The sequence below is a fragment of the Wenxinia marina DSM 24838 genome (assembly GCF_000379485.1).
In the GTDB taxonomy this organism is placed as follows: Bacteria; Pseudomonadota; Alphaproteobacteria; order Rhodobacterales; family Rhodobacteraceae; genus Wenxinia; species Wenxinia marina.
Window position 1 is genome coordinate 76,923 of sequence record NZ_KB902313.1, and the last position, 21,983, is coordinate 98,905.

Genomic DNA, 21,983 nt, shown 5'->3' on the forward strand with positions numbered 1-21,983 from the left:
CGCCCCGAGGTATCGTGCGCGAGCCGTCCGCGCAATTGCGACGGGACGTCCCGGCCGGTCCCTCCGCCGTCACCGAGGCTTGACTTCCGGCCCCACGGCCACGTTATGAATGCCGTCCTCACGGTGAGGCACGAGGCGAGACATGGACAAGATTCCGCTGACCCGGGCCGGGTACCAGAAGCTCGAGGCCGAGCTGAAGCACCTCAAGAGCGTCGAGCGGCCGGCGATCATCGCCGCCATCGCCGAGGCGCGCGCCCATGGTGACCTGTCCGAGAACGCCGAGTACCACTCCGCCAAGGAGAAGCAGTCCTTCATCGAGGGCCGCATCAAGGAGCTGGAGGGCGTCATCGGCCTTGCCGACGTCATCGACCCCTCGCAATTCACCGGCCCGATCAAGTTCGGCGCCACGGTGGAGCTGGTGGACGAGGACACCGACGAGGAGCGGACCTACCAGATCGTCGGCGAGTACGAGGCCGACATCGAGAACGGGCGGCTGAACATGAAATCGCCGCTCGCCCGGGCGCTCATCGGCAAGGAAGAGGGCGACAGCGTCGAGGTGCACACGCCCGGCGGTGACAAGGGCTACGAAATCCTCAAGATCTCCTACAAGTGACCGGGCCCGCCGCGGCGTCGCCCGGCGAACCAGGCGCGGAGGCCCCGATGGCCGATACCGACTTTTCCGCCGAGGGCCGGACCGGCCTCGGCCCCGCGCATGACGGTCCGCGGGCGCGGCTGACCGGTGCCGAGATGGCCGCCGCCGGCCTGTCTGTCCTGTGGCTGCTGGCCTGCGCGGCCCTGTTCCTCGGATCGCCCGACGAGGGCGCGCCGCAGTCGGGCCTCCTCGGGACCGTTCTCACCTTGATGGCCGTGGTCCTGCCCGTGGCGCTGGTCTGGGTGGCCGCCGCCGCCGCCCGGTCCGCGCGGCTGGTCCGCGACGAGGCGCGGCGCCTGCAGGCCGCGGTGGAGGCGCTGCGCCAGACCTATGTCGCCGACCGCCAGCGCGGCGGCGCCGGCGGCACCCCCGGCGAGGTGGAGCGCAAGCTGGCCGAGATCGCCCGCGCGACGAAGCAGGCCGAGGCGATGCTGGCGACCTTCTCCAGCACCCGGGCGGCCACCGATCCCGCGCCGCGGCCCGCACCCCGGCGCACCGCAGGCCAGCCCGTCGCCCGCGCCGCCGTCCAGTCGGAGCAGCCGGCTCTCGCCCTGCCGTCGGTCCCCGGCGACGACGCCCCGCCGCTGGAGCGGGCCGAGCTGGTGCGCGCCCTCAACTTCCCCGACAGCGAGGCCGACGAAGCGGGGTTCGCCGCCCTGCGGACTGCGCTGAAGCACCGGCAGGCGCGGCAGCTGATCCAGGCGAGCCAGGACGTCCTGACGCTGCTGTCGCAGGACGGCATCTACATGGACGACCTGCGCCCCGACCGCGCCCGCCCCGAAATCTGGCGCCGCTTCGCCAAGGGCGAGCGCGGCCGCGCCGTGGCGGCCCTCGGCGGCGTCCGCGACCGCTCGTCCCTGGCGCTGGGCGCCGGCCGGATGCGCGAGGATCTCGTCTTCCGCGACGCGGTCCACCACTTCCTGCGGCTCTACGACAAGATGCTGGTGGAGTTCGAGGCGGACGCCAGCGACGAGGAACTGGCGCAGCTCGCCGAGACGCGGACGGCCCGGGCGTTCATGCTCATGGGACGCGTGGGCGGGATCTTCGACTGAGGATCGTCCCGCCGCCGGCCTGAACCTGGGGCGCCGACGGGGCCGGCGTGCCCCTGCCGTTCGGGGCCCCTGCCTACCGAAACCATATCGTTGTGCGGGTGTCGGCCGCGGTTACGCTGCGGCGGCTGCAGACCGCGCCGGGCGGCGGGCCGGTGATCCCGGGGGTCCGGGGGCAGCGCCCCCGGCCGGGNCGCCGCCGCGAGGCGGNGNCCCGATTGCGCCTACCGCGCCACCCAGGCCCCGTCGTCGGCCGACGACCGCTGGCAGGCGTCGATGAACCACATCCCGTCGAGGCCGTCCTCGAGTCCGGGCAGCAGCGTACCGTCGCCTTGCCCGAGGATCAGGTCCGCCGCGTCGGTGTAGACGTTGGCGAAGCCCTCGAGGTAGCCCTCCGGATGCCCCGGCGGGATGCGCGTCCAGTCGCCCGCGCCGCCGCCGAGGCCGGCGCCGCCACGGGTGATGATCCGCTTCGGCTCTCCGAACGGGGTGAAGGTCATCACGTTGGGGTTCTCCTGCCCCCACTCGATCCCGCCCTTCGTGCCGTAGATGCGCAGGCGCAGCCCGTTCTCGCAGCCGACCGCGACCTGGCTGGCCCACAGCGTGCCGCGGGCGCCGCCATTGAATCGCAGCCAGATGTGGGCGTTGTCGTCCACCTGCCGCCCGGCCGCGAACGAGTGCAGCTCGGCCGCCAGCGCCTCGGGCCGCAGGCCCGACACGAACAGCGCCAGGTTGAAGGCGTGGGTGCCGATGTCGCCGATCGCCCCGGCGCCGGCGCGGGCCGGGTCGGTGCGCCACTCGGCCTGCTTGTTGCCGGTTGTCTCGGTCGCCTCGGTCAGCCAGTCCTGCGCGTACTCCGCCTGCACCAGCCGCAGCTCGCCCAGGTCGCCGTTCGCGACCATCGCCTTCGCCTGCCGGATCAGCGGATAGCCGGTGTAGTTGTGCGTCAGCACGAACTTCGCCTTCGACGCCTTCACCGCATCCGCGATCGCCTGCGCCTGCTCCTGCGTCGCCGCCAGCGGCTTGTCGCAGATCACGTTGATCCCGGCCTCCAGGAACGCGATGGCCGGTTTGGCGTGCATGTGGTTCGGGGTGACGATGCTGACCGCCTCGATCCCGTCCTCGCGCGCCGCCTCTGCCTTCGCCATCTCGCGGAAGTCGGAATAGCTGCGCGCGATGCCCAGTTCCTTGGCCGAGGCCTCGGCCCGGGCGGCGTCCGAGGACAGCGCCCCGGCCACCAGCTCGAACCGGTCGTCGATGCGGCTGGCGATGCGGTGCACGGCGCCGATGAAGGCCCCCTGACCGCCGCCGACCATGCCCAGTCTCACGCGTCTCACAGTCCCAGCATCCTCTTGATGGCGGCTTCGTCCTTCTCGCCCCCGGCGAAATCGTCGAAGGCGGATTTCGGCGTCTCGATCAGATGCGCGGCGATGAACGGCGCACCCTCGGCGGCGCCCTGCTCGGCCGACTTGATGCAGCACTCCCATTCGAGCACCGCCCAGCTGTCATAGCCGTACTGCGTCATCTTCGAGAAGATCGCCGGGAAGTCGACCTGCCCGTCGCCGAGCGAGCGGAAGCGGCCGGCCCGGTTCACCCAGCCCTGGTAGCCCGAATAGACGCCCTGCCGGCCGTCCGGATTGAACTCGGCGTCCTTCACGTGGAACGCGGTGATCCGGTCGTGGTAGATGTCGATGAAGGCGAGGTAGTCCATCTGCTGCAGCAGGAAGTGGCTGGGATCGTAGTTGATCGTCGCCGCCACGTGCCCGCCGACCGCGTCGAGGAACATCTCGTAGGTCGCTCCGTCGAAGATGTCCTCGCCGGGATGGATCTCGTAGCCGTAATCCTGCCCGTGCTCGGCATAATGGTCGAGGATCGGCTTCCAGCGGCGGCCCAGTTCGGCGAACGCCTCCTCGATCAGGCCCTGCGGCCGCTGCGGCCAGGGGTAGAGGTAGGGAAAGGCGAGCGAGCCGGAGAAGCCGACGGTATGGCTGAGACCGAGGTTGGCCGAGGCGACGGCGGCCTTCTTCACCTGATCGACGGCCCATTCCTGCCGCGCCTTGGGGTTCTTGTGCACCTCCGGCGGGGCGAAGGCGTCGAACGACTCGTCGTAGGCCGGGTTCACCGCGACCAGCTGGCCCTGCAGGTGCGAGGACAGCTCGGTGATCTCCACGCCCTTCTCGGCGCAGATGCCCTTCACCTCGTCGCAGTAGTCCTTCGACTCCGCCGCCTTGGCGAGGTCGAACAGCCGCGCGTCCCAGGTCGGGATCTGGATCCCCTTGTAGCCGAGGCCCGCCGCCCATTCGGCGATCGACGGCAGCGAGTTGAAGGGCGCCGCGTCCCCCGCGAACTGCGCGAGGAACAGGGCCGGGCCCTTGATCTGTGTCTCTGGCATCATGCCTCCCTTGGTCTTTCCGGCCGGACCCTATCGCCAGTGGTCCGGCACTTCGAGATGTTGCATCGGCGGCTCCTTCGGCTCGCGCACCGCGCGGATCGCGGCCCGGGCGAGGAAGGCGCCGGTGGTCCTGACGTCCTCGTCCACGACGAGGATGCGGTCGCGGAAAAACTTGAGGAACGCCATCGCCTCCTTGGCGACGATGTCGATGTCGGTGCCGACGTCGAACCCCTCGGCCTCCATGCCCGCCACCGCGGCGAGGGTGGCGTTGGTCGAGCCGATGATCAACCCGTCGATCGACGGATCGGCCGCGACGGCAGCGGCGGTCCAGCCGCGGACGTCGGCGTTGGGCGAATCGCTGGTGACCCCGTCCGCCACCCGAAGCGTGGCGCCCACCCCGGCCGCCCGCGCCCGGGCGCCGCCGATCATCGCCTGCGCATAGGTCTGCGTCGCCGGCGGCGCGATCAGCACGAGGTTGTGCCGCCGGCGCGAGACCAGCGCCTCGACGCCCACCCGACCGAAGGCCTCGTTGTCGAAGTCCGCCCAGGGGTGCCGATCCGCCCAGACCGACCGGCCGTGCGTCGCGAAGGGGAAGCCCCGCTCCATCAGGAAGGCGACCCGCGGATCCTCGGGCTCGATCTGGTTGAAGATCATCGCGTCGGCCGACCCCGTCTCGACGATGTAGCGGATCGGGCGCATCCGGTCCTCGTCGGGCGCGAACGGCGTCATGATCATGTGGTAGGGGGTGCCCGTCAGCTCGGCCGCGATGGACGAGATGAGGCGCGCGGTGTGGTTCATCTGGTCGTGCTCGGTCGACAGGACCAGGCTGATCACGTTCGTCCGCCCGGTGCGCAGGCGCACCCCCGCGCGGTTCGGCACGTAGCCGATCTCGGCGGCGATCCGGCGCACCCGCGCCTTGGTCTCGGCGCCGATGTCAGGGGCGTCGTTGAGGGCACGGCTGACGGTGGGAACGGCGAGACCCGCGATCTCGGAAATCGTGCGCAGGGTCGGCTTGGCGCGCGGCCCGGAGGCGGCCGGCGGTGCGCCGTCCGCTGGTGTGGGCCTGTCCCCCCTCACGCTGTCCTCGCTTCCTCCGGGCGCCCGCGGCCGGGGCCACGGACCGCCGATGCCCGCACGTCTGCCGGCGTCCTCACAAGCGGGACATATGGAAGATTCCAACTTGCGGGGTCAATCTAAATCGTTATAGGCATAGCGCTAACGATTTAGCCAGGGAGGAAGAAAATCGTGAAACTCACCACGAAACTGCTGGGCCTGACCGCGCTCGTCGGCGCGACGCAGGCGCAGGCGGTCGAGATGGAAGTCATGCACTGGTGGACGTCCGGCGGGGAGGCCGCGGCCGTCGCCAAGTTCGCCGAAGCGCTTAACAACAACACCGAGCACACCTGGGTCGACGGCGCGATCGCCGGCGGCGGCGACGTCGCCCGCCCGGTCATGGTGTCGCGCATCATCGGTGGCGACCCGCCGGCGGCGTTCCAGTTCAACCACGGCCGCCAGGCCGAGGAGTTGATCGAAGCCGGCCTGCTGCTCGACCTCACCGACGTGGCCGAGGCCGAGGGCTGGGAAGACATCGTCAACCCGCCGTCGCTGCTCGACGCCTGCACCGTCGACGGCCGCGTCTACTGCGCGCCGGTCAACATCCACTCCTGGCAGTGGCTGTGGCTCTCGAACGACGCCTACGAACAGGCCGGCGTCGAGGTCCCGACCAACTGGGAGGAGTTCGTCGCTGCGGCGCCCGCGCTGCGCGAGGCCGGGATCACCCCGCTCGCCATGGGCGGCCAGTCCTGGCAGCAGTCCGGCGCCTTCGGCGTGATGGCGATCGCGCTGGCCGGCGAGGAAGCCTGGCTCGCGGTGAACCAGGACAAGGACGCCGAAGTCGCCCGGGGCGAGGACTACACCCGCGTCTTCCAGGCCTTCGCCGACGCGCGTGACCTGGCCGACGGCCTCGACGTGCAGGACTGGAACCAGGCGACCAACGCCGTGATCGAGGGCACCGCCGGTGGCCAGATCATGGGCGACTGGGCGCAGGGCGAGTTCGCCGTCGCCGGCATGACCGCCGGCGAGGACTACACCTGCCTGCCGGGCCTCGGGAACACCGCGGTGCTCTCGACCGGTGGCGACGCCTTCTACTTCCCGGTCACCGGCGACCCGGAGATCGAGGCGGCGCAGAAGGAGCTGGCGGCGCTACTGCTGTCTCCCGAAGTGCAGGTGGCGTTCAACTCCGCCAAGGGCTCGCTGCCGATCCGCGGCGACGTCGACCTGACCACGGTCAACGACTGCACCACCCGCGGTCTGGAACTGCTGGCCGGCGACAACGTCCTGCCCGACGGCAACCTGCTGCTGACCCAGGACACGATCACCCAGACCAACGACCTGATGACCGAGTTCTTCAACTCCGACATGTCCGTCGAGGACGTGCAGGAGCAGTACGCGCAGATCATCGAAAACGCGAACTGATCGCGTTCGAAAATTGCGGATGGGCCCCTTTCGAGGGGCCCATTCCGTCTGATCCGTGGCACAGTGGGGACAACCGGTGCGCGGATCGAGAGGGGTCCGCCATCCGGCGGTGAGGGAGGAGACGATGGCGATAGCCGAAGACGCCGGCGCGCGCGCCGCGCCCCGCGAACAGACGGTGCGGCGACCGAACCGCCTGCTGCGCAACCTGTGGCCCAAGTTCGCCCTGCTGCCGATGATCGCGACCGCCGTCGTGGTCTTCCTCGGCGGGACGCTCTGGACGGTGGTCTATTCGTTCACCTCGTCGGGCCTCCTGCCCCGGCGGAACTGGGTCGGGCTCGACCAGTACGACCGGCTCTGGTCCACCACGAAATGGATCGTCTCGATCCAGAACCTCGCCCTTTACGGCGTGTTCAGCCTCGTCTTCACGCTGGTGATCGGCTTCACCCTCGCCGCCCTGCTCGACCGAAAGGTCCGGGGCGAGGACGTGTTCCGCACCATCTTCCTCTACCCGTTCGCGCTGTCCTTCATCGTCACCGGCCTCGTGTGGCAGTGGATCCTGAACCCCGACTTCGGCATCCAGGGCGTCGTGCGCGAATGGGGCTGGGAAAGCTTCACCTTCAACCCGCTGAACGACCCCGACATCGTCATGTTCGGCCTGCTGATCGCGGGCCTGTGGCAGGGCACGGGCCTCATCATGTGCATCATGCTGGCCGGTCTGCGGGGCATCGACGACGACATCTGGAAGGCGACCCGCGTCGACGGCATCCCGACCTGGAAGACCTACGTGCAGGTCATCATCCCGATGATGCGGCCGGTCTTCGTCACCGCCGTCGTCCTCATCGCGTCCGGCATCATCAAGCTGTACGACCTCGTCGTCGCGCAGACCTCCGGCGGCCCCGGCATCAGCTCGGAAGTGCCGGCCAAGTACGTCATGGTGTCGATGTTCGGCGCCCAGAACCTCGGCCAGGGCTTCGCCGCGTCCACCATGATGCTGCTCAGCGTGGTCATCATCCTGATCCCATGGGCCTATCTCGAATTCGGAGGGCGCCGCCGTGTCTGACATCGGTATGCTGAACACCGTCAAGGCGGCCGAAGACCCCGTCCGGCGGGTGCTGGACGGCCCCCGCGGCGCCCGGCCGAAGAGGACCTTCAGCCGCACGAACATCTTCCTCTACGGCACGCTGATCGTGGTGGCGCTGTACTACCTGCTGCCGCTCTACGTGATGCTGGTGACGTCGGTGAAGGGAATGCCCGAGATCCGGGCCGGCAACGTCTTTGCCCCGCCGCTCGAGATCACGTTCCAGCCCTGGGTGAAGGCCTGGGCCGAGGCGTGCACCGGCGTGAACTGCGAGGGCCTGAGCCGCGGCTTCTGGAACTCGGTCCGGATCCTGATCCCGTCCGTGCTGCTGTCGATCAGCATCGCTCTCGTCTCGGGCTACACGCTGTCGAAGTGGAAGTTCAAAGGGTCGGAGGTGTTCTTCACCATCCTGATCGTCGGCGCCTTCATCCCCTACCAGGTGATGCTCTACCCGATCGTCATCATCCTGCGGGACGTCGGCAACTTCCTCGGCGTGCAGCTCTTCGGCTCGCTGACCGGCCTCGTCCTCGTCCACTCGGTCTTCGGGATGCCGATCCTGACGCTGCTGTTCCGCAACTACTTCGCCTCGATCCCGGAGGAGCTGTTCAAGGCCGCCCGCGTCGACGGCGCCGGGTTCTGGGGCATCCTGTTCCGGATCATGCTGCCGATGTCGCTGCCGATCCTCGTCGTGGCGATCATCCTGCAGGTCACGGGCATCTGGAACGACTTCCTGTTCGGGGTCGTCTACACCCGCGCCGACAGCTACCCGATGACGGTCCAGCTCAACAACATCGTCAACTCGGTGCAGGGCATCAAGGAATACAACGTCAACATGGCGGCGACGCTGCTCACCGGCCTCGTCCCCCTCTTCGTCTACTTCGTTTCCGGCAAACTGTTCGTGCGCGGCATCGCCGCGGGCGCGGTGAAAGGCTGACCCCATGACCATGACCGCCGACCCCCAGTCCCGACCCGCCGACCGCACCGCCGCTTCCGGCGGCCACTCGGTCGAGATCCGGGACCTCGACCTGCAGTTCGGCGCCGTAAAGGTGCTGCAGAAGCTGAACCTCGACGTCCACGAGGGCGAGTTCCTGGTCCTTCTCGGCTCGTCCGGCTGCGGCAAGTCCACGCTGCTGAATTGCATCGCGGGCCTCTTGGAGCCGACCGACGGCCAGATCTTCATCAAGGGGCGGAACGTCACCTGGGAAGAGCCGTCGAACCGCGGCATCGGCATGGTGTTCCAGTCCTACGCGCTGTACCCGCAGATGAGCGTGCGCGGGAACCTGTCCTTCGGCCTCAAGAACGCCCGGTTCTCCAGGGACGAGATCGAGCGCCGCGTCTCCCGCGCGGCCGAGATCCTGCAGATCCAGCCCCTCCTCGACCGCAAGCCGGGCGCCCTGTCGGGCGGCCAGCGCCAGCGCGTCGCGATCGGCCGGGCGCTGGTGCGCGACGTGGACGTCTTCCTGTTCGACGAGCCGCTGTCCAACCTCGACGCCAAGCTCCGCGCCGACCTGCGGGTGGAGCTGAAGCGCCTGCACAGCCGGCTGCGGAACACGATGATCTACGTCACCCACGACCAGGTCGAGGCTATGACCCTGGCGGACCGGATCGCGATCATGAAGGGCGGCGAGATCATGCAGCTCGCCTCGCCGGACGAGATCTACAACCGGCCCAAGAACCGCTACGTCGCCGACTTCATCGGCTCGCCGTCGATGAACTTCCTCGAAGGCCAGCTGCAGGGCGAGACGTTCCGCAAGGACGACCTGTCGCTGCCGATGGTCGGCTACGACTGGGCCAGCCGGCCGCAGGGCGAGCGTGGCGCGATCGTCGGCATCCGGCCCGAGCACGTCATCACCGGCGAGCTGGTCGCCGGCGCGCCGGTCAGGGCCGAGGTGGTCGCCGACGTGGTGGAGCCGATGGGCTCGGACACTCTCGTCTGGGGCACCCTGGGGGGCGAGGCGTTCCGCATCCGCATGGACGGCAACGCCCGCGTCAAGGAGGGCGACCGCCTGCCGATCGGCATCGACCCGTCGCGGGCCTCGCTGTTCGACTCGCGCACGGAGCTGCGTCTGTGACATCGCTTTCGGGGCCCTGGGCCCTGGCGGACGAGGACGGCGCCCACGGGTGCGAGATTCGCCTGCCGGGAGAGGACGGGATCACGGCGCTGCACCGCGCCGGCCTGATCCCTGACCCGTACTGGGGCCGGAACGAATACGAGTGCCGCTGGGTGTGCGAGCGCGACTGGGTCGCGCGGCGGACCTTCGAGCATGACGGGACGCCCGCCGACCTCGTCATGGACGAGGTCGACACGGTCGCCGAGGTGCGGATCAACGGGCAGGTGGTGGCCGAGACGCGGAGCGCGTTCCGCAGCTACCGCGTGCCGGTGGGCGACGCGCTGAAGGCGGGCGGGAACGAGATCGAGATCACCTTCCGCTCGCCCGTCCGCGAGGGGGCGAAGATCGCGGCCGATCTGCCGTTCCCGGTGCCGCAGACCTACAACTGCCCGATCCCGCACGGGAACCTGCTGCGCAAGCAGCATTGCGACTTCGGCTGGGACTGGAACATCGCGCTGGCGCAGTTCGGCGTCCACGGCGCATTGCGGCTGGAGCCGTCGGACGCGCCGCGGATCGAGCGGCTGCGCGTCTGGCAGGATCACGCCCCCGGCCGCGTCCGCCTGACCGTCGCCGCCGACTACACCGGACCGGCACAGGAGGCCGAGCTGAGCATCGCCGGCGCCACCGCGACCGCCCGGTTCGAGAACGGCCGCCTGCGGGCCGAGCTGGAGATCGAGGACCCGGTTCTCTGGTGGCCCGCCGGCCACGGCGAACCCGTGCTGCACGACCTGACCGTCACCGCCGGCGACCTGACCGAAGCCCGCCGCATCGGCCTCCGCCAGATCGACCTCGTCTCCGAGCCGGACGAAGCCGGCCGCTCCTTCGGCCTGCGCGTCAACGGCCGCGACGTGTTCGCCAAGGGCGCCAACTGGATCCCCGCCGACGCCCTGAACGGGCGCATCAGCCGGGACGGCGTGCGCGACCTGCTGCAATCGGCCGTGGACGCCAACATGAACATGCTCCGCGTCTGGGGCGGCGGCCGGTACGAGCCGGACTGGTTCTACGACCTGTGCGACGAGATGGGCCTGATGGTCTGGCAGGACTTCATGTTCGCCTGCTCGCTCTACCCCTCGACCGAGGAGTTCCTCGCCGAGGTCGCCGCCGAGGCCGAGGAGCAGGCCGCGCGCCTGCAGCACCACGCCTGCCTCGCCCTCTGGTGCGGCGACAACGAACTGGTCGGCGCCCTCACCTGGTATCCCGAGAGCCGGGCCGACCGCGACCGCTACCTCGTCAGCTACGACCGCCTGAACCGCACCGTCGAGCAGGGGCTGAAGCGGGCGGACCCCGCCGCCAACTGGTGGCCGTCCTCGCCCTCGCCGGGTCCGCTGTCCTTCGGCGACGCCTGGCACGACGATTCCTCCGGCGACATGCACTTCTGGTCGGTCTGGCACGAATCGAAGGACTTCGAGCATTACCGCGACGTCCGCCCCCGCTTCTGCAGCGAGTTCGGCTTCCAGTCCTACCCGTCGATGGACGTGATCCGGACGTTCGCCGATCCGGCCGACTGGAACATCGCCAACCCGATCTTCGAGAGCCACCAGAAGAACGTCGGCGGCAACGAGCGGATCGCGGGCACGATGTTCCGCTACTTCCGCTGGCCGCAGAGGTTCGAGGATTTCGTCTGGGTCAGCCAGCTGCAGCAGGCCCTCGCCATCAAGACCGCCGTCACCTCGTGGCGGAGCCTCAGGCCGCACTGCATGGGCACGCTCTACTGGCAGCTGAACGACACTTGGCCCGTCTGCTCGTGGTCGTCGCTGGACTACGGCGGCGGGTGGAAGCTGCTGCACCACTTCGCCCGCGACTTCTACCGCCCGGTCACCGTCGTCGCGGTGCCGGAGGGCGACACGTTGCGCCTGATCGGCGTGAACGACACGGCCGAGGCGGTGGAACTCTCCGTCACGGTTTACGCCACCGCGCTGGACGGCGCCGCGCGCGAGATCGACAAGGGCAGCGCCAGCGTCGGCGGCACCGCCGCCCCGCTCGCCGAGATCGACCTCGCGCAGGTCGGCGCGAACGAGGTGGTGACGTTCGGCTGGACCGCATCCAACGGCGACAAGGCCGGCGACATCTTCAACCCCCGCCCGTGGAAAGCCTACGACCTGCCCGACCCCAAGGCCCGCTTCGACGTCCGGCAGGACGGCGAGAGCTGGACCCTCACCCTGTCCGTCGATGCGATGGCGTTCTTCCTGACGGCCGAGGCGGACGTGCCCGGTCGCTGGGACCGCGCCGGGGTCCATCTCGGGCCTGGCCACACCACCGACCTGACCTTCACGCCGCGCGACGGCGGGGCTATCCCCCGCTTCACGCTGCGCCATCTTCACTCGGCCACGATGGCCGCCCCCGAAGGAGTACCCGCATGACCATCGCCTACCAGCTCTACTGCTCGCGCAACTGGCCGCTGGCCGACACCATGAAGATGCTGGGCGACGCCGGCTATGAGGCGGTCGAGGGCTATGGCGGCGTGTTCGAGGATACCGGCGCGACCAAGGCGCTGATGGAAGAGAACGGCCTCTCCATGCCCTCTGGCCACTTCGCCCTCGACCTGGTCGAGAGCGATCCGGGCAAGGCCCTCGGCATCGCCAAGGCGCTCGGCGTCACCAAGATCTACGTCCCCTTCGTCATGCCCGACGCCCGCCCGACCGACCGCGCCGGGTGGGAGGCGTTCGCCAAGCGCCTCGCCGAGGCGGGCAAGCCGGTGCGTGATGCGGGCCTCGGCTACGGCTGGCACAACCACGATTTCGAGCTCGCCGACCTCGGCGGCGTCACCCCGCTCGAGCTGATCGCCGACGCGGGCACGGACCTGGAGCTCGACCTCGGCTGGGTGCTGCGCGCGGGCAAGGACCCGGCGGAGTGGCTGAACAAATTCGCCGGCAAGGTGACCGCCGCGCACGTGAAGGACATCGCCCCGGCGGGCGAGGCGACGGACGAGGACGGCTGGGCCGATGTCGGCCACGGCGTGCAGGACTGGGGTGCGATCAGGGCCGCGCTCGACGCGCAGGGCGTCGATCACCTCGTCATCGAACACGACAAACCGAACGACCACGCGCGCTTCGCCCGGCGCTCGATCGAGACGGTCAAGGGCTGGTAAGGAAGACGGATCATGAGCAAGCTCGGCGTCGGCATCATCGGATGCGGCAACATCTCCACCACGTACCTGCGCTATGCGCCGCTGTTCCGCGCGCTGGACCTCAAGGCGGTCGCTGACATCGACCCGAAGGCGGCCGAGGCGCGGGCCCACGAATACGGCGTCCGCGCCGAAAGCGTCGAGGACCTCCTCGCCGCGCCGGACATCGACATGGTCGTGAACCTGACGATCCCGGCGGCGCACTTCGACGTGACGCGGCGCATCCTCGAGGCGGGCAAGCACGCCTACTCGGAAAAGCCGCTGGTCCTGACCCTCGAGGAGGGCAAGACGCTGCGGGACATCGCGGAATCCAAGAACCTGCGCATCGGCTCGGCCCCCGACACGTTCCTCGGCGGGGCGCACCAGCTGGCCCGCGCGCTGATCGACGAGGGCGCCCTCGGGCGCGTCATCGGCGGCTCGGCCCACGTGATGAACCACGGGATGGAGCACTGGCATCCGAATCCGGACTTCTTCTTCAAGCCCGGCGCCGGCCCGGTCCTCGACCTCGGCCCCTACTACATCACCAACCTGATCCAGCTGATCGGCCCGGTGACGCAGGTGACCGGCGTCGCCAACTCCAGCTTCGCAACCCGCACCATCGCCAACGGCGCCCGCCACGGCGAGGAGCTGCAGGTCGAGACGCCGACCAACATCCACTCGGTCCTGGAATTCGCCAACGGCGCCGTCGTGACCCTGTCGGCCAGCTGGGACATCTGGGCCCACGATCACCGCAACATGGAGATCTACGGCGAGGACGGCACGATGTTCGTCCCCGACCCGAACTTCTTCGGCGGCGACGTGACCTTCGTCGATCCCAGGGGACGGCGCGAGGTCGTCGAGACGCGCAAGCATCCGTTCGGTATCGCGAACCAGATCCACGGCGATCTGGCGCGGGCGAACTACCGCTGCGCGGGCCTCGCCGACATGGCCTCGGCCATCGACGAGGGGCGGCAGCATCGCTGCAACATCGACCTCGCGGTGCACGCGGTGGACGTGATGACCGGCATCCTGAAAGCGGGCGAGACCCGGTCCTTCGTCAAGATGTCCACGACCTGCGAGCGGCCGGACGCGCTGTCGCCCGAAGAGGCTCGCGCCCTGCTGGCAGACTGATGGCGCGGGTGCGGAGGGCTCAGGCCTTCCGCACCTCGCTGTGCGACTTCAGCACCTCGTCGCCGTCCTCCTGCTCGATCCGGTAGGCCGGCTCGTCCTCGCTGGCGTGGCGCGTGATCTCGCTGCCCTTGATCGTCAGCGTCGTCTTGCTGGTATAGACCTTCACGATCTTGCCCGACGCGGTGCTTCCGCTCCAGTTCCAGCGGACCTTGTCGCCTTCGTTGTAGCCGGCCATTCGCCGATCCTCCCGTCTGCGGGGGCGGCGCCCCCTCGTCGGGCGGGCAACCGCCGCCCGGACGGGCCGGTTCCGTCACGCCTTCGCGTCGGCCTTGGCCTTGGGATGCAGGACGGACCATTCCCGCGCGGTGCGGGCGAATTCGCTGCGGATGCCGGTCGCCGGATCGGCGCCCTCCTTCGCGGCCGCCTCGACCGCCGGGCGCAGCTCCTTCAGGCGCTCGGCCAGCGCGAGGCTGCGGATGCCATGCGCCGCCTTGCCGCCGGCGGGCAGCAGCATCAGCGGCTCGAAGTTCGCCATCTCGGGCTTGTCTGCGACCAGCTTCTCCATCGCCGCCTCGTCCACGTTCGAGGTGAGCGCGCGGAACGCCACCCGGCCGGGGACGAAGAAGTAGGCCGACAGATTGCGCGAGGCGCTGTGCAGGCGCACGACCGAGAAGTCGGTGGTCATCCGCAGGCGGTAGTCGGCGATGCCGTTCAGCGGCTCGAACGTCTTGAGCGGCAGGCCGACGCGGGGCAGCGGCACGACCTTGGACAGGGCGCGCAGCAGGTCGATCACCGTCCTGGCGCTCACCGCCTCGAGGAACCGCTCCTGCTGCTTGGCCGCGGTGCGGGGGTTGTTCGCCACCACGCCGTTCGCGTCCGTGCGCGGCACGAAGAACGTGATCGCGTTGCCGAGCGGCACGACGCCCCGGTCCAGCAGGCGGATCAGCGGCTTGCCCTTGCCCTCCGCCCGGTCCCACTCCCAGACCTCGCGCACCGCACCCTGGCGGATCAGCGGCTCGGCCAGCACGGCCTCGCGCAGGGCGCCCGGCACCGGCTCTATGTCGAACTCGATCTTGTTGATGGTCAGGCGCATCGGCCCCTCCTCACCCGTTTGGCAAGGCGTCTAGCAAGCCCCGGCCGCGAAAGCCACGGGGCTCAGAGCCCGGCCTCGGCGGCGATCTCCGCCCGGCTGCGGCGCGCCCGCTCGGTCGCCGATTTCAGCTGTCCGCAGGCGGCCATGATGTCCTCCCCCCGGGGGGTGCGGATCGGCGCGGCGTAGCCGGCGTTCATCAGGATCGTCGCGAAGGCGCGGATGCGGTTGTTGGACGATCGCCTGTAGGGCGCGCCGGGCCATTCGTTGAACGGGATCAGGTTCACCTTGGCCGGGATCCCCTCCAGCAGCGCGACCAGCCGCCAGGCGTCGTCGTCGCTGTCGTTCACGCCGTCCAGCATCACGTACTCGAACGTGATCCGCTCGGAGTTGCTGGCCTTGGGATAAGCCTTGAGCGCCGCGAGCAGCGTCTCGATGTTCCAGCGCTTGTTGATCGGCACCAGGCGGTCGCGGGTCTCGTCCGTCGTCGCGTGGAACGACACGGCCAGCAGGCAGCCGATCTCCTGCGCGGTCCGCGCGATCTCGGGCACCACGCCACTGGTCGACAGCGTGATCCGCCGCCGGGACAGCGACAGCCCCTCGCCGTCCATCGCGATCTTCATCGCGTCGCGCACGTTCTCGAAGTTGTAGAGCGGCTCGCCCATGCCCATCAGCACGATGTTCGACAGCAGCCGGGTCTCGTCCTTGGGCGCACCGGGCCGCGGCCACTCGCCGAGGTCGTCGCGGGCGAGCATGACCTGCCCCACGATCTCGGCCGCGGTCAGGTTGCGGACCAGCTTCTGCGTGCCGGTATGGCAGAACGAGCAGGTGAGCGTGCAGCCGACCTGCGACGAGATGCAGAGCGTCCCGCGATCCTCCTCGGGGATGTACACCACCTCGACCTTGTGGCCGCCATTGATGCGGACGAGGTACTTGCGGGTGCCGTCCTCGGACACCTGCCGCGTCACGATCTCGGGCAGGCGGATCTCGAAATTGTCGGCGAGGAGGGCGCGGTAGTCCTTGGCGAGGTTGGTCATCGCCGCGAACTCGCGGACGCCCCAGTGATAGATCCACTGCCACACCTGGTTGGTGCGCATCTTCGCCTGCTTCTCGGGCGTGCCCGCGGCGACCAGCGCGTCCTGCAGGGCGTCGCGGGTGAGGCCGACGAGGTTCTTCCGCGCGCCCTCCTCCGCCTTGCGCGGGAGGGTCAGGACGTCCTGGGTGATCGGGGCGATCGGGTCGGTCATGGCGCGGATCCTGGCGGAGCGGAAGTGGGCTACATATAGGACAAAGCGGCGCGGCCCAAGAGGGGTGGTCGAAGGGTTGCGGAGCCCGTTCCAGGCCGGTTGCCGCTCTCCGGCTTCAAAAGAACCCGGCCCGGGCCTGCCCCGGGGCCCCGCGCGAATGGAGCGCACGGCCGGTCGCGGTCCCGGGTCGAGCCCGGGACGAGGTGCGTCCCCCGCCCGGAATCAGCCGCGCGAGCGGCCCGGGCAGCGTCTGGCCGCCCCCCGGCCAGGCGCTTCCGTGCCACCTGCGAGACGGTCGAGGTCGTGCGGCGGTGGCGAGATAAAGGGCAACTACCGCAGCATCGGAGCGTCCGTCCGCGGCCAGACGCTGCCCTTCCGGGTTCAGGACCACCCGCCCCGGGCCCGACCCGGGGCCTGGATGGAAGGGCCCGGCCGGTCGAGGTCCCGGGTCAGGCCCGGGACGTCTCGCGACCTAGCCCTCGCAGCGCTGCGCCGCCTCGTCCACGGCCGCGCCGAAGCCCACCATCGAGAACGTGTCGCGAGTCGTGGTCCCGCGTGCCGAGACGCCGACGAGGTCCACCTCGGCGATGCCGCGAAGCGCGGAGATCAGCACGTCGTCCGCCTCTTCCGAGGACGGCCAGGCCCACTCGCCGTCGACCGCGAGGTCGAACGTCTGGCCCCCGGCCTCGAGCGCGACGGTGCTCTCGGGGTCGAACGGATAGCCGCCGGTGAAGCTCACCTGCCCCTCGACACCCTCGGCCGGACGCCAGGCGACGACGAGCCGGGTCACGCCGCGGCTGACCTCGACCTCCTCGCCGTTGCGCGTGTTCACGCTGCCGGTCGGGGCCGAGACCGCATAGCAGGCCGCGTCGTCGTCGACGAACACCGTCCAGGCCGGCTCAACCGCGTCCTGCGCCAGCGCGGGCGCGGCGACGAAGGCGGCGGCGACCGCGAGACGCCTCATCCGGCGCACCGGCGTTCCGCCTCTTCCACCGCCGCGGTGAAGCCCAGCAGCGAGAAGGTGTCGCGCGTGACGGTGCCGCGGCCGGACTGGCCGGTCAGGATCGCGTCGGTGCCGGCCTTCATCGCCGCCACGATGCGCGCGTCGTCCTGCGGCGTCGCAGGCCAGGCCCACTCGCCTTCGGTGAACAGCTGGAACGAGTTGCCCGCGATCTCCAGCGTCACGGTCGAGCCGCTGGCGAAGGGATAGCCGCCGGTGAAGGTCACCTGCCCGTTCACGTTCTCGCTCGGCCGGTAGAACACGAACAGCAGCGTCTCGCCGCGGTTCACCTGCACCGGGCTGCCGTCGCGGGTGTTGAGGCTCTCCTTGGGGGCGGAGACGCCGAAGCACTCGCTCGGGTTCGATTCCTGGAACACGCTCCAGTCGGTCGCCGCGGCGACCCGGTTCGTGGTCTCGTCCTGCGCCAGCGCCGGCAGCGCCGGCAGGGTCGCCAGCGCGAGGGCGAGGGCGCCCGCGATCTGCGTTGCCCGTCTCGTCATCTCCGTCAGCCTCCAGTCAGTCCTTGCCGCTCCGCCGCCCCGGGCCGCCTCTGTCGGGCGGTTCCCTGTGGCGGGCCCCATCGGATCGCCATAGGGATAGCAATATTGCGGCAGGGGGCGAAAGCCCCGACGGGTCACGGTTTTGCGCGGAGAATCGCTGAATGACGGATGTGGGTCAGGGTGACGTGGGACTGGTCGAGGTCTGGCGCGGCGGGCGGCTGGAGTGCCTGCACCGCGGCCACGCCGTCGTGGTGGACCGCGCGGGAGAGATCGTCGCCGCCTGGGGCGACCCGGACCTGGTGACCTACCCCCGCTCGTCGTCCAAGCCGATCCAGGCCCTGCCGCTGGTCGAGAGCGGGGCGGCCGACGCCGCCGGTCTCGGCCCCGCGCAGCTGGCGCTCGCCTGCGCGAGCCACCAGGCGGCGGCGATCCACACCGACCGCGTGGCGGCCTGGCTGTCCGGCCTCGGCCTCGGCGACGACGACCTGCGCTGCGGCCCGCAGGAGCCGCGCGACCGTGCCGCTAGGGACGCGATGATCCGGGGCGGCGGGACGCCCTGCCAGATCCACAACAACTGCTCGGGCAAGCATGCCGGCTTCCTGACGCTGAACCGCCACCTCGGCGGCGGGGCGGACTACGTGGACCCGGACCATCCCGTGCAGCAAGCCGTCCGCGCGGCGTGGGAGGAGGTGTGCGGCGAGGAGAGCCCGAACTACGGCATCGACGGCTGCTCGGCCCCGAACTTCGCCACGTCCCTCATCGGCACCGCCCGGGCGATGGCCTCCTTCGCGACTGCCCGTGGCCGCTCCGGCACCCGCGCCGAGGCGCAGGCACGGCTGATGGAGGCGATGCTGGCCCACCCCGAGCTGATCCACGGCGAGGGCGGCGCCTGCACCCGGATCATGCGCGCGGCCGAGCGCAGGGCCGCGGTGAAGGGCGGCGCCGAAGGGTTCTACGTCGCGATGCTGCCGGAGGCGGGCCTCGGCGTCGCGCTGAAGATCACGGACGGCGGCGACCGCGCCAAGGACGTGGCGATCGCGGCGATCCTGCACCGCCTCGGCGCCCTGCCGGACGGCGCCTCGGCCCTGTGGGACCGGACCATCAGCAACTGGGCCGGGATCGAGACAGGGCGCATCAACGCCGTGGACGGTCTGGCCTGAGCGAAGGGCGGGCGGCGTCTCCGCCGCCCGCGGGGCGTCAGTCCGTGCTCTCCAGACCCTCGGGCTGACCCACCACCACGAAGCGCAGCGCGTCCGGGTCCATCCATTCGCGCGCGGCCCGGTTCACGTCCTCCAGCGTCACCGCCTCGACGAAGCCGTTGCGCTCGGTCACGTATTCCGGCCCGAGGCCGATATACTGCATCCCCGCGAGGATCCCGGCGATCGTGCCGTTGCCGTCGAACCGCAGCGGATATTCCCCGGTGATGTAGGTCTTGGCCGCGTCCAGCTCCTCCTGCGTGACGCCGTTCTGCGCCACTTCGGCCCAGACGCCGCGCGTCACCTCGACCGCCTCGGCGATCGTCGCGTTGCCGCTGGCGACCGAACCGATCCACAGGTCGGTCTGGTCGCGGTTCACGATGCTCGTGCCGATCCCGTAGGTCAGGCCGCGCTTCTCGCGCACCTCGTCCATCAGCCGGCTTTCGAAGCCGCCGCCGCCGAGGATGTGGTTCAGCACGTAGACCGCAAAGAAGTCGTCGCTGTCCCGCTCGGGCGCGGCCTGCGCGAAGATGGCCACCGATTGCGGCGTCTCGAACGGCACCACGGTCACGCCGCCGGCAAGATCGTATGGTGCCTCCGGCGTCAGCTCGGGCGCCTCTTCCGGCAGGTCGCCGAGGAGGTCGTCCAGCAACGGGCCCAACTCGTCCGCCGTGATGTCGCCGACGGCGCCGACCGCGATCCGCTCGCGGGTCAGCACGGCCTGCCGCACCTGCTCCAGATCCTCGGGCGTCAGCGCGTTCACCGTCTCCACCGTGCCGTCCATGTCCGAGCCGTAGGGGTGGTCCGGGTAGGCCATGGACCAGAACGTCTCGCCCGCGATGCTGTTCGGCCGCACCGCGTCGCTGGCGATCCCGGCGAGGACCTGCCCCCGCACCCGGTCCACCGCGACCTGGTCGAAGGTCGGCTCCAGGATCGACTGCCGCAGCAGCGCCAGCGCCTCGTCGCGGTTCTCGGTCAGGACGCGGGCCGACACGCTGACGCTGTCGTCGTAGGCGTCGTAGCCGAAGTCCGCGGCCAGCCCCTCGCGGGCGGCCTGGAACGCGCGGGCGTCCATGTCGCCGGAGCCTTCCTCGAGCGTCGCCATCATCAGGTTGGTCGCGCCGCGGATCTCCGCCGGCTCCAGGTTGGCGCCGCCCTTGAAGATGATGTCGAGCGCGAGGAACGGCAGCGAATGTTCCTCGACCAGCCAGAACTCGATGCCGCCGGGCGAGGTGTGGGTCTGGATCTCGATCTCCGCCCGCGCGGGGGCGACGAAGGAGACGAGGGCCGCGAAGGTCGCGGCAACGAAGGTCAGGGCCGGGGCGCGCATCATTCGGTCTCCTCCTCGGCGTCGGTCACGATGCCGGCCTCGCCGGCGGTCTCGGGCGGCGGCGCGGCGGCCTCGTCCGCGCTGCCGGTCTCGGCGGCCTGCTCGGCCTCGGCCTCGTCGGTCGGCACCATCGGCGGCTCCGCCGTCAGCACCGCGCGGTCGGGCAGGACGTAGGCCGTCACCGCGCTGTCGCGGTCCAGCACCATCCGCGCCGCCGCCATCACGTCCTCCGCCGTCACGGCATCGAGCACGTCGGGCCACGCCTGCACGTCCTCGACCGTGAGGCCGGAGGTCAGTGCGCTGCCGTAGCGCCGCGCCAGCCCCTCGACGTTGTCCTGCGCGTAGATCGTGGAGGCGCGGATCTGCGTCCTGATCCGCTCCATCTGCTCTTCGTCCACGCCCTCTTCGAGGAACTCCGCCAGCACCCGGTCGAGCGCGGCCTCCGCCTGCGGCAGCGTCACGTCCGGCAGCGGCGCGATCGAGACGCTGAACGTCGTGTCGTCGAGGCTGGTCCCGTCGTAGTAGGCCCCCGCGAACAGCGCGACCGGATCCTCGAACACCAGATCCTCGGCGAAGACCGAGGTGAAGCTGGACCCGCCGAGGATCTCGGCGAGGTAGGTCAGCGCGGCCGCGGTTTCCTGCTCCCCCTCGTCCCGCTCGGGCGCGAGGTAGGTGCGGCGGACGTAGGGCTGCGCGATCCGCGGATCGTCGAAGATCACCCGCCGCTCGGCCCGTTGCGGCGGCTCCTCGGGGCGGAACCGCTCGGGCAGGTCGGGCTCGGCCGGGATCGGGCCGTAGTGCTGCTCGGCGAGCGCCAGCACCTCGTCCGGCTCGACGTCGCCCGCGACCACGAGGATCGCGTTGTTGGGGCTGTAGTACAGGTCGTACCAGGCCTGCGCGTCTCCTTGCGTCAGCGCCTCCATCTCGTGCATCCAGCCGATGACGGGGCTGCCGTAGCGGTGGTTCAGGTACTGCGCCGCCGCGATCTGCTCCTGCGCCAGCGCGCCGGCGTTGTTCTCGACCCGCTGGTTCCGCTCCTCGAGGATGACGTTCCGCTCGGTGTCGGTGTCGCTCTCGGAGAGGAGGAGGCCGGTCATCCGGTCCGCCTCCATCTCCATCATCAGCGGCAGCCGGTCGGCAGCGACGCGCTGGTAGTAGGCGGTGTAGTCGTAGGAGGTGAAGGCGTTGTCGTTGCCGCCGTTGATCGCGACGGTCGCGCTGAACTCGCCGGCCTCCAGATCGTCGGTCGCCTTGAACATCAGGTGTTCCAGGTAGTGGGCGACGCCCGACACGCCGGGCGGCTCGTCGGCGCTGCCGGCGCGGTACCAGACCATGTGGACGACGACGGGCGCGCGGTGATCCTCGATCACCACCACGTCCATCCCGTTGTCCAGCGTGTAGGTCGTCACCTCCTCGGCCAGCGCCGGCGCGGCGAGGACGAGGGCGGCGGCGGTCGTGCGGATCAGCATGGGGGACCTCTGCTTGGCTCGGGGGCAACCTATCCGTGGCGACCGCCGCCGCAAAGGCGGGGCTACGCCCTCGTGATGTCGCGTGGGCGGATGGAGAGCGGGCGAGGGCGGGAGCATTTGTGTCGCGGCCTGAATGCAGAAGACCTCGTGCGGCAGGTGT

Annotated in this window: 20 protein-coding genes; 10 read left to right on the plus strand and 10 right to left on the minus strand. The window is 70.2% G+C overall.

Going from position 1 to position 21,983, the window contains the following annotated elements; translation table 11 throughout:
- Positions 1-142: 142 nt before the first annotated feature.
- Together greA and A37W_RS0117645 are read left to right on the plus strand one after the other, a co-directional pair.
- Positions 143-613 (plus strand): transcription elongation factor GreA, encoded by a 471-nt coding sequence (gene greA, locus A37W_RS0117640; protein ID WP_018304374.1) that lies wholly within the window; start codon positions 143-145, stop codon positions 611-613.
- Between the two features lie 47 nt (positions 614-660).
- Positions 661-1,704: a hypothetical protein gene (locus tag A37W_RS0117645; protein ID WP_018304375.1), complete on the plus strand. Its 1,044-nt coding sequence runs from the start codon at positions 661-663 to the stop codon at positions 1,702-1,704.
- A gap of 221 nt (positions 1,705-1,925) precedes the next feature.
- On the opposite strand, the gene A37W_RS0117650 is transcribed toward A37W_RS0117645, so the two are convergent.
- Genes A37W_RS0117650 through A37W_RS0117660 form a run of 3 tightly spaced genes read right to left on the minus strand, consistent with a single transcriptional unit; the run spans position 1,926 to position 5,170 of the window.
- A complete protein-coding gene (locus A37W_RS0117650) occupies positions 1,926-3,017 on the minus strand; it encodes a Gfo/Idh/MocA family protein (RefSeq protein WP_018304376.1) in 1,092 nt (363 codons plus the stop codon).
- A gap of 17 nt (positions 3,018-3,034) precedes the next feature.
- Positions 3,035-4,096: a sugar phosphate isomerase/epimerase family protein gene (locus tag A37W_RS0117655; RefSeq protein WP_018304377.1), complete on the minus strand. Its 1,062-nt coding sequence runs from the start codon at positions 4,094-4,096 to the stop codon at positions 3,035-3,037.
- 27 nt (positions 4,097-4,123) lie between these two features.
- Entirely contained in the window at positions 4,124-5,170 is a 1,047-nt protein-coding gene (locus A37W_RS0117660) for a LacI family transcriptional regulator (RefSeq protein ID WP_018304378.1), read from the minus strand.
- A 168-nt stretch (positions 5,171-5,338) separates the two neighbouring features.
- Here A37W_RS0117660 and A37W_RS0117665 point away from each other — a divergent pair, with 168 nt between their 5' ends.
- From A37W_RS0117665 to A37W_RS0117695, 7 genes are all read left to right on the plus strand, one after another.
- Entirely contained in the window at positions 5,339-6,568 is a 1,230-nt protein-coding gene (locus tag A37W_RS0117665) for an ABC transporter substrate-binding protein (RefSeq protein ID WP_018304379.1), read from the plus strand.
- Positions 6,569-6,692: 124 nt separating this feature from the next.
- Complete coding sequence (locus tag A37W_RS0117670; RefSeq protein WP_018304380.1) at positions 6,693-7,628, plus strand: carbohydrate ABC transporter permease; 936 nt, start codon at positions 6,693-6,695, stop codon at positions 7,626-7,628.
- Between the two features lie 7 nt (positions 7,629-7,635).
- On the plus strand, positions 7,636-8,580 hold the full coding sequence (locus A37W_RS0117675) for a carbohydrate ABC transporter permease (protein WP_018304381.1): 945 nt from the start codon (positions 7,636-7,638) through the stop codon (positions 8,578-8,580).
- A gap of 4 nt (positions 8,581-8,584) precedes the next feature.
- Positions 8,585-9,718, plus strand: a complete 1,134-nt coding sequence (locus tag A37W_RS0117680) for an ABC transporter ATP-binding protein (protein ID WP_018304382.1) — start codon at positions 8,585-8,587, stop codon at positions 9,716-9,718.
- On the plus strand, positions 9,715-12,117 hold the full coding sequence (locus tag A37W_RS22370; RefSeq protein WP_018304383.1) for a glycoside hydrolase family 2 protein: 2,403 nt from the start codon (positions 9,715-9,717) through the stop codon (positions 12,115-12,117). The genes A37W_RS0117680 and A37W_RS22370 overlap by 4 nt, the downstream gene beginning before the upstream one ends.
- Positions 12,114-12,845, plus strand: a complete 732-nt coding sequence (locus A37W_RS0117690) for a sugar phosphate isomerase/epimerase family protein (protein WP_018304384.1) — start codon at positions 12,114-12,116, stop codon at positions 12,843-12,845. Before A37W_RS22370 ends, A37W_RS0117690 begins: the two co-directional genes overlap by 4 nt.
- A 12-nt stretch (positions 12,846-12,857) precedes the next feature.
- Positions 12,858-13,991 (plus strand): Gfo/Idh/MocA family protein, encoded by a 1,134-nt coding sequence (locus tag A37W_RS0117695; RefSeq protein ID WP_018304385.1) that lies wholly within the window; start codon positions 12,858-12,860, stop codon positions 13,989-13,991.
- A gap of 19 nt (positions 13,992-14,010) precedes the next feature.
- Here the strand turns inward: A37W_RS0117695 and A37W_RS0117700 are convergent, their stop codons facing one another.
- The 5 genes from A37W_RS0117700 to A37W_RS0117720 form a co-directional block, all read right to left on the minus strand.
- Positions 14,011-14,226 (minus strand): hypervirulence associated TUDOR domain-containing protein, encoded by a 216-nt coding sequence (locus tag A37W_RS0117700; RefSeq protein ID WP_018304386.1) that lies wholly within the window; start codon positions 14,224-14,226, stop codon positions 14,011-14,013.
- A 75-nt stretch (positions 14,227-14,301) separates the two neighbouring features.
- Positions 14,302-15,084 carry a hypothetical protein gene (locus A37W_RS0117705; RefSeq protein ID WP_018304387.1) on the minus strand — a complete coding sequence of 261 codons (783 nt, stop codon included), beginning with the start codon at positions 15,082-15,084 and terminating at the stop codon, positions 14,302-14,304.
- Between the two features lie 62 nt (positions 15,085-15,146).
- The gene (gene rlmN / locus A37W_RS0117710; protein WP_018304388.1) at positions 15,147-16,328 is read right to left on the minus strand and encodes a dual-specificity RNA methyltransferase RlmN; all 1,182 of its coding nucleotides are present in this window, start codon (positions 16,326-16,328) and stop codon (positions 15,147-15,149) included.
- 472 nt (positions 16,329-16,800) lie between these two features.
- Positions 16,801-17,292 carry an invasion associated locus B family protein gene (locus tag A37W_RS0117715; RefSeq protein WP_157236504.1) on the minus strand — a complete coding sequence of 164 codons (492 nt, stop codon included), beginning with the start codon at positions 17,290-17,292 and terminating at the stop codon, positions 16,801-16,803.
- Positions 17,289-17,828 (minus strand): invasion associated locus B family protein, encoded by a 540-nt coding sequence (locus A37W_RS0117720; protein ID WP_018304390.1) that lies wholly within the window; start codon positions 17,826-17,828, stop codon positions 17,289-17,291. The genes A37W_RS0117715 and A37W_RS0117720 overlap by 4 nt, the downstream gene beginning before the upstream one ends.
- A gap of 161 nt (positions 17,829-17,989) precedes the next feature.
- On the opposite strand from A37W_RS0117720, the gene A37W_RS0117725 reads away from it, so the two are divergent.
- Positions 17,990-18,988 (plus strand): asparaginase, encoded by a 999-nt coding sequence (locus A37W_RS0117725; protein ID WP_026198582.1) that lies wholly within the window; start codon positions 17,990-17,992, stop codon positions 18,986-18,988.
- A gap of 37 nt (positions 18,989-19,025) precedes the next feature.
- On the opposite strand, the gene A37W_RS0117730 is transcribed toward A37W_RS0117725, so the two are convergent.
- Both A37W_RS0117730 and A37W_RS0117735 read right to left on the minus strand, forming a co-directional pair.
- Positions 19,026-20,357: a M16 family metallopeptidase gene (locus A37W_RS0117730; RefSeq protein ID WP_018304392.1), complete on the minus strand. Its 1,332-nt coding sequence runs from the start codon at positions 20,355-20,357 to the stop codon at positions 19,026-19,028.
- Positions 20,354-21,823 carry a M16 family metallopeptidase gene (locus A37W_RS0117735; protein WP_018304393.1) on the minus strand — a complete coding sequence of 490 codons (1,470 nt, stop codon included), beginning with the start codon at positions 21,821-21,823 and terminating at the stop codon, positions 20,354-20,356. Before A37W_RS0117735 ends, A37W_RS0117730 begins: the two co-directional genes overlap by 4 nt.
- Between the last annotated feature and the right edge of the window lie 160 nt (positions 21,824-21,983).

Bases quoted from the DNA above. Each gene is read 5' to 3' on its own strand.
- A37W_RS0117720 (WP_018304390.1), bottom strand. From the start codon at position 17,828: ATGACGAGACGGGCAACGCAGATCGCGGGCGCCCTCGCCCTCGCGCTG.
- greA (WP_018304374.1), top strand. From the start codon at position 143: ATGGACAAGATTCCGCTGACCCGGGCCGGGTACCAGAAGCTCGAGGCC.
- A37W_RS0117650 (WP_018304376.1), bottom strand. From the start codon at position 3,017: ATGGTCGGCGGCGGTCAGGGGGCCTTCATCGGCGCCGTGCACCGCATC.
- A37W_RS0117680 (WP_018304382.1), top strand. From the start codon at position 8,585: ATGACCATGACCGCCGACCCCCAGTCCCGACCCGCCGACCGCACCGCC.
- A37W_RS0117715 (WP_157236504.1), bottom strand. From the start codon at position 17,292: ATGAGGCGTCTCGCGGTCGCCGCCGCCTTCGTCGCCGCGCCCGCGCTG.
- A37W_RS0117675 (WP_018304381.1), top strand. From the start codon at position 7,636: ATGCTGAACACCGTCAAGGCGGCCGAAGACCCCGTCCGGCGGGTGCTG.
- A37W_RS0117695 (WP_018304385.1), top strand. From the start codon at position 12,858: ATGAGCAAGCTCGGCGTCGGCATCATCGGATGCGGCAACATCTCCACC.
- A37W_RS0117725 (WP_026198582.1), top strand. From the start codon at position 17,990: ATGACGGATGTGGGTCAGGGTGACGTGGGACTGGTCGAGGTCTGGCGC.
- A37W_RS0117730 (WP_018304392.1), bottom strand. From the start codon at position 20,357: ATGATGCGCGCCCCGGCCCTGACCTTCGTTGCCGCGACCTTCGCGGCC.
- rlmN (WP_018304388.1), bottom strand. From the start codon at position 16,328: ATGACCGACCCGATCGCCCCGATCACCCAGGACGTCCTGACCCTCCCG.
- A37W_RS0117735 (WP_018304393.1), bottom strand. From the start codon at position 21,823: ATGCTGATCCGCACGACCGCCGCCGCCCTCGTCCTCGCCGCGCCGGCG.
- A37W_RS0117670 (WP_018304380.1), top strand. From the start codon at position 6,693: ATGGCGATAGCCGAAGACGCCGGCGCGCGCGCCGCGCCCCGCGAACAG.
- A37W_RS0117655 (WP_018304377.1), bottom strand. From the start codon at position 4,096: ATGATGCCAGAGACACAGATCAAGGGCCCGGCCCTGTTCCTCGCGCAG.
- A37W_RS0117645 (WP_018304375.1), top strand. From the start codon at position 661: ATGGCCGATACCGACTTTTCCGCCGAGGGCCGGACCGGCCTCGGCCCC.
- A37W_RS0117690 (WP_018304384.1), top strand. From the start codon at position 12,114: ATGACCATCGCCTACCAGCTCTACTGCTCGCGCAACTGGCCGCTGGCC.
- A37W_RS0117700 (WP_018304386.1), bottom strand. From the start codon at position 14,226: ATGGCCGGCTACAACGAAGGCGACAAGGTCCGCTGGAACTGGAGCGGA.
- A37W_RS0117705 (WP_018304387.1), bottom strand. From the start codon at position 15,084: ATGCGCCTGACCATCAACAAGATCGAGTTCGACATAGAGCCGGTGCCG.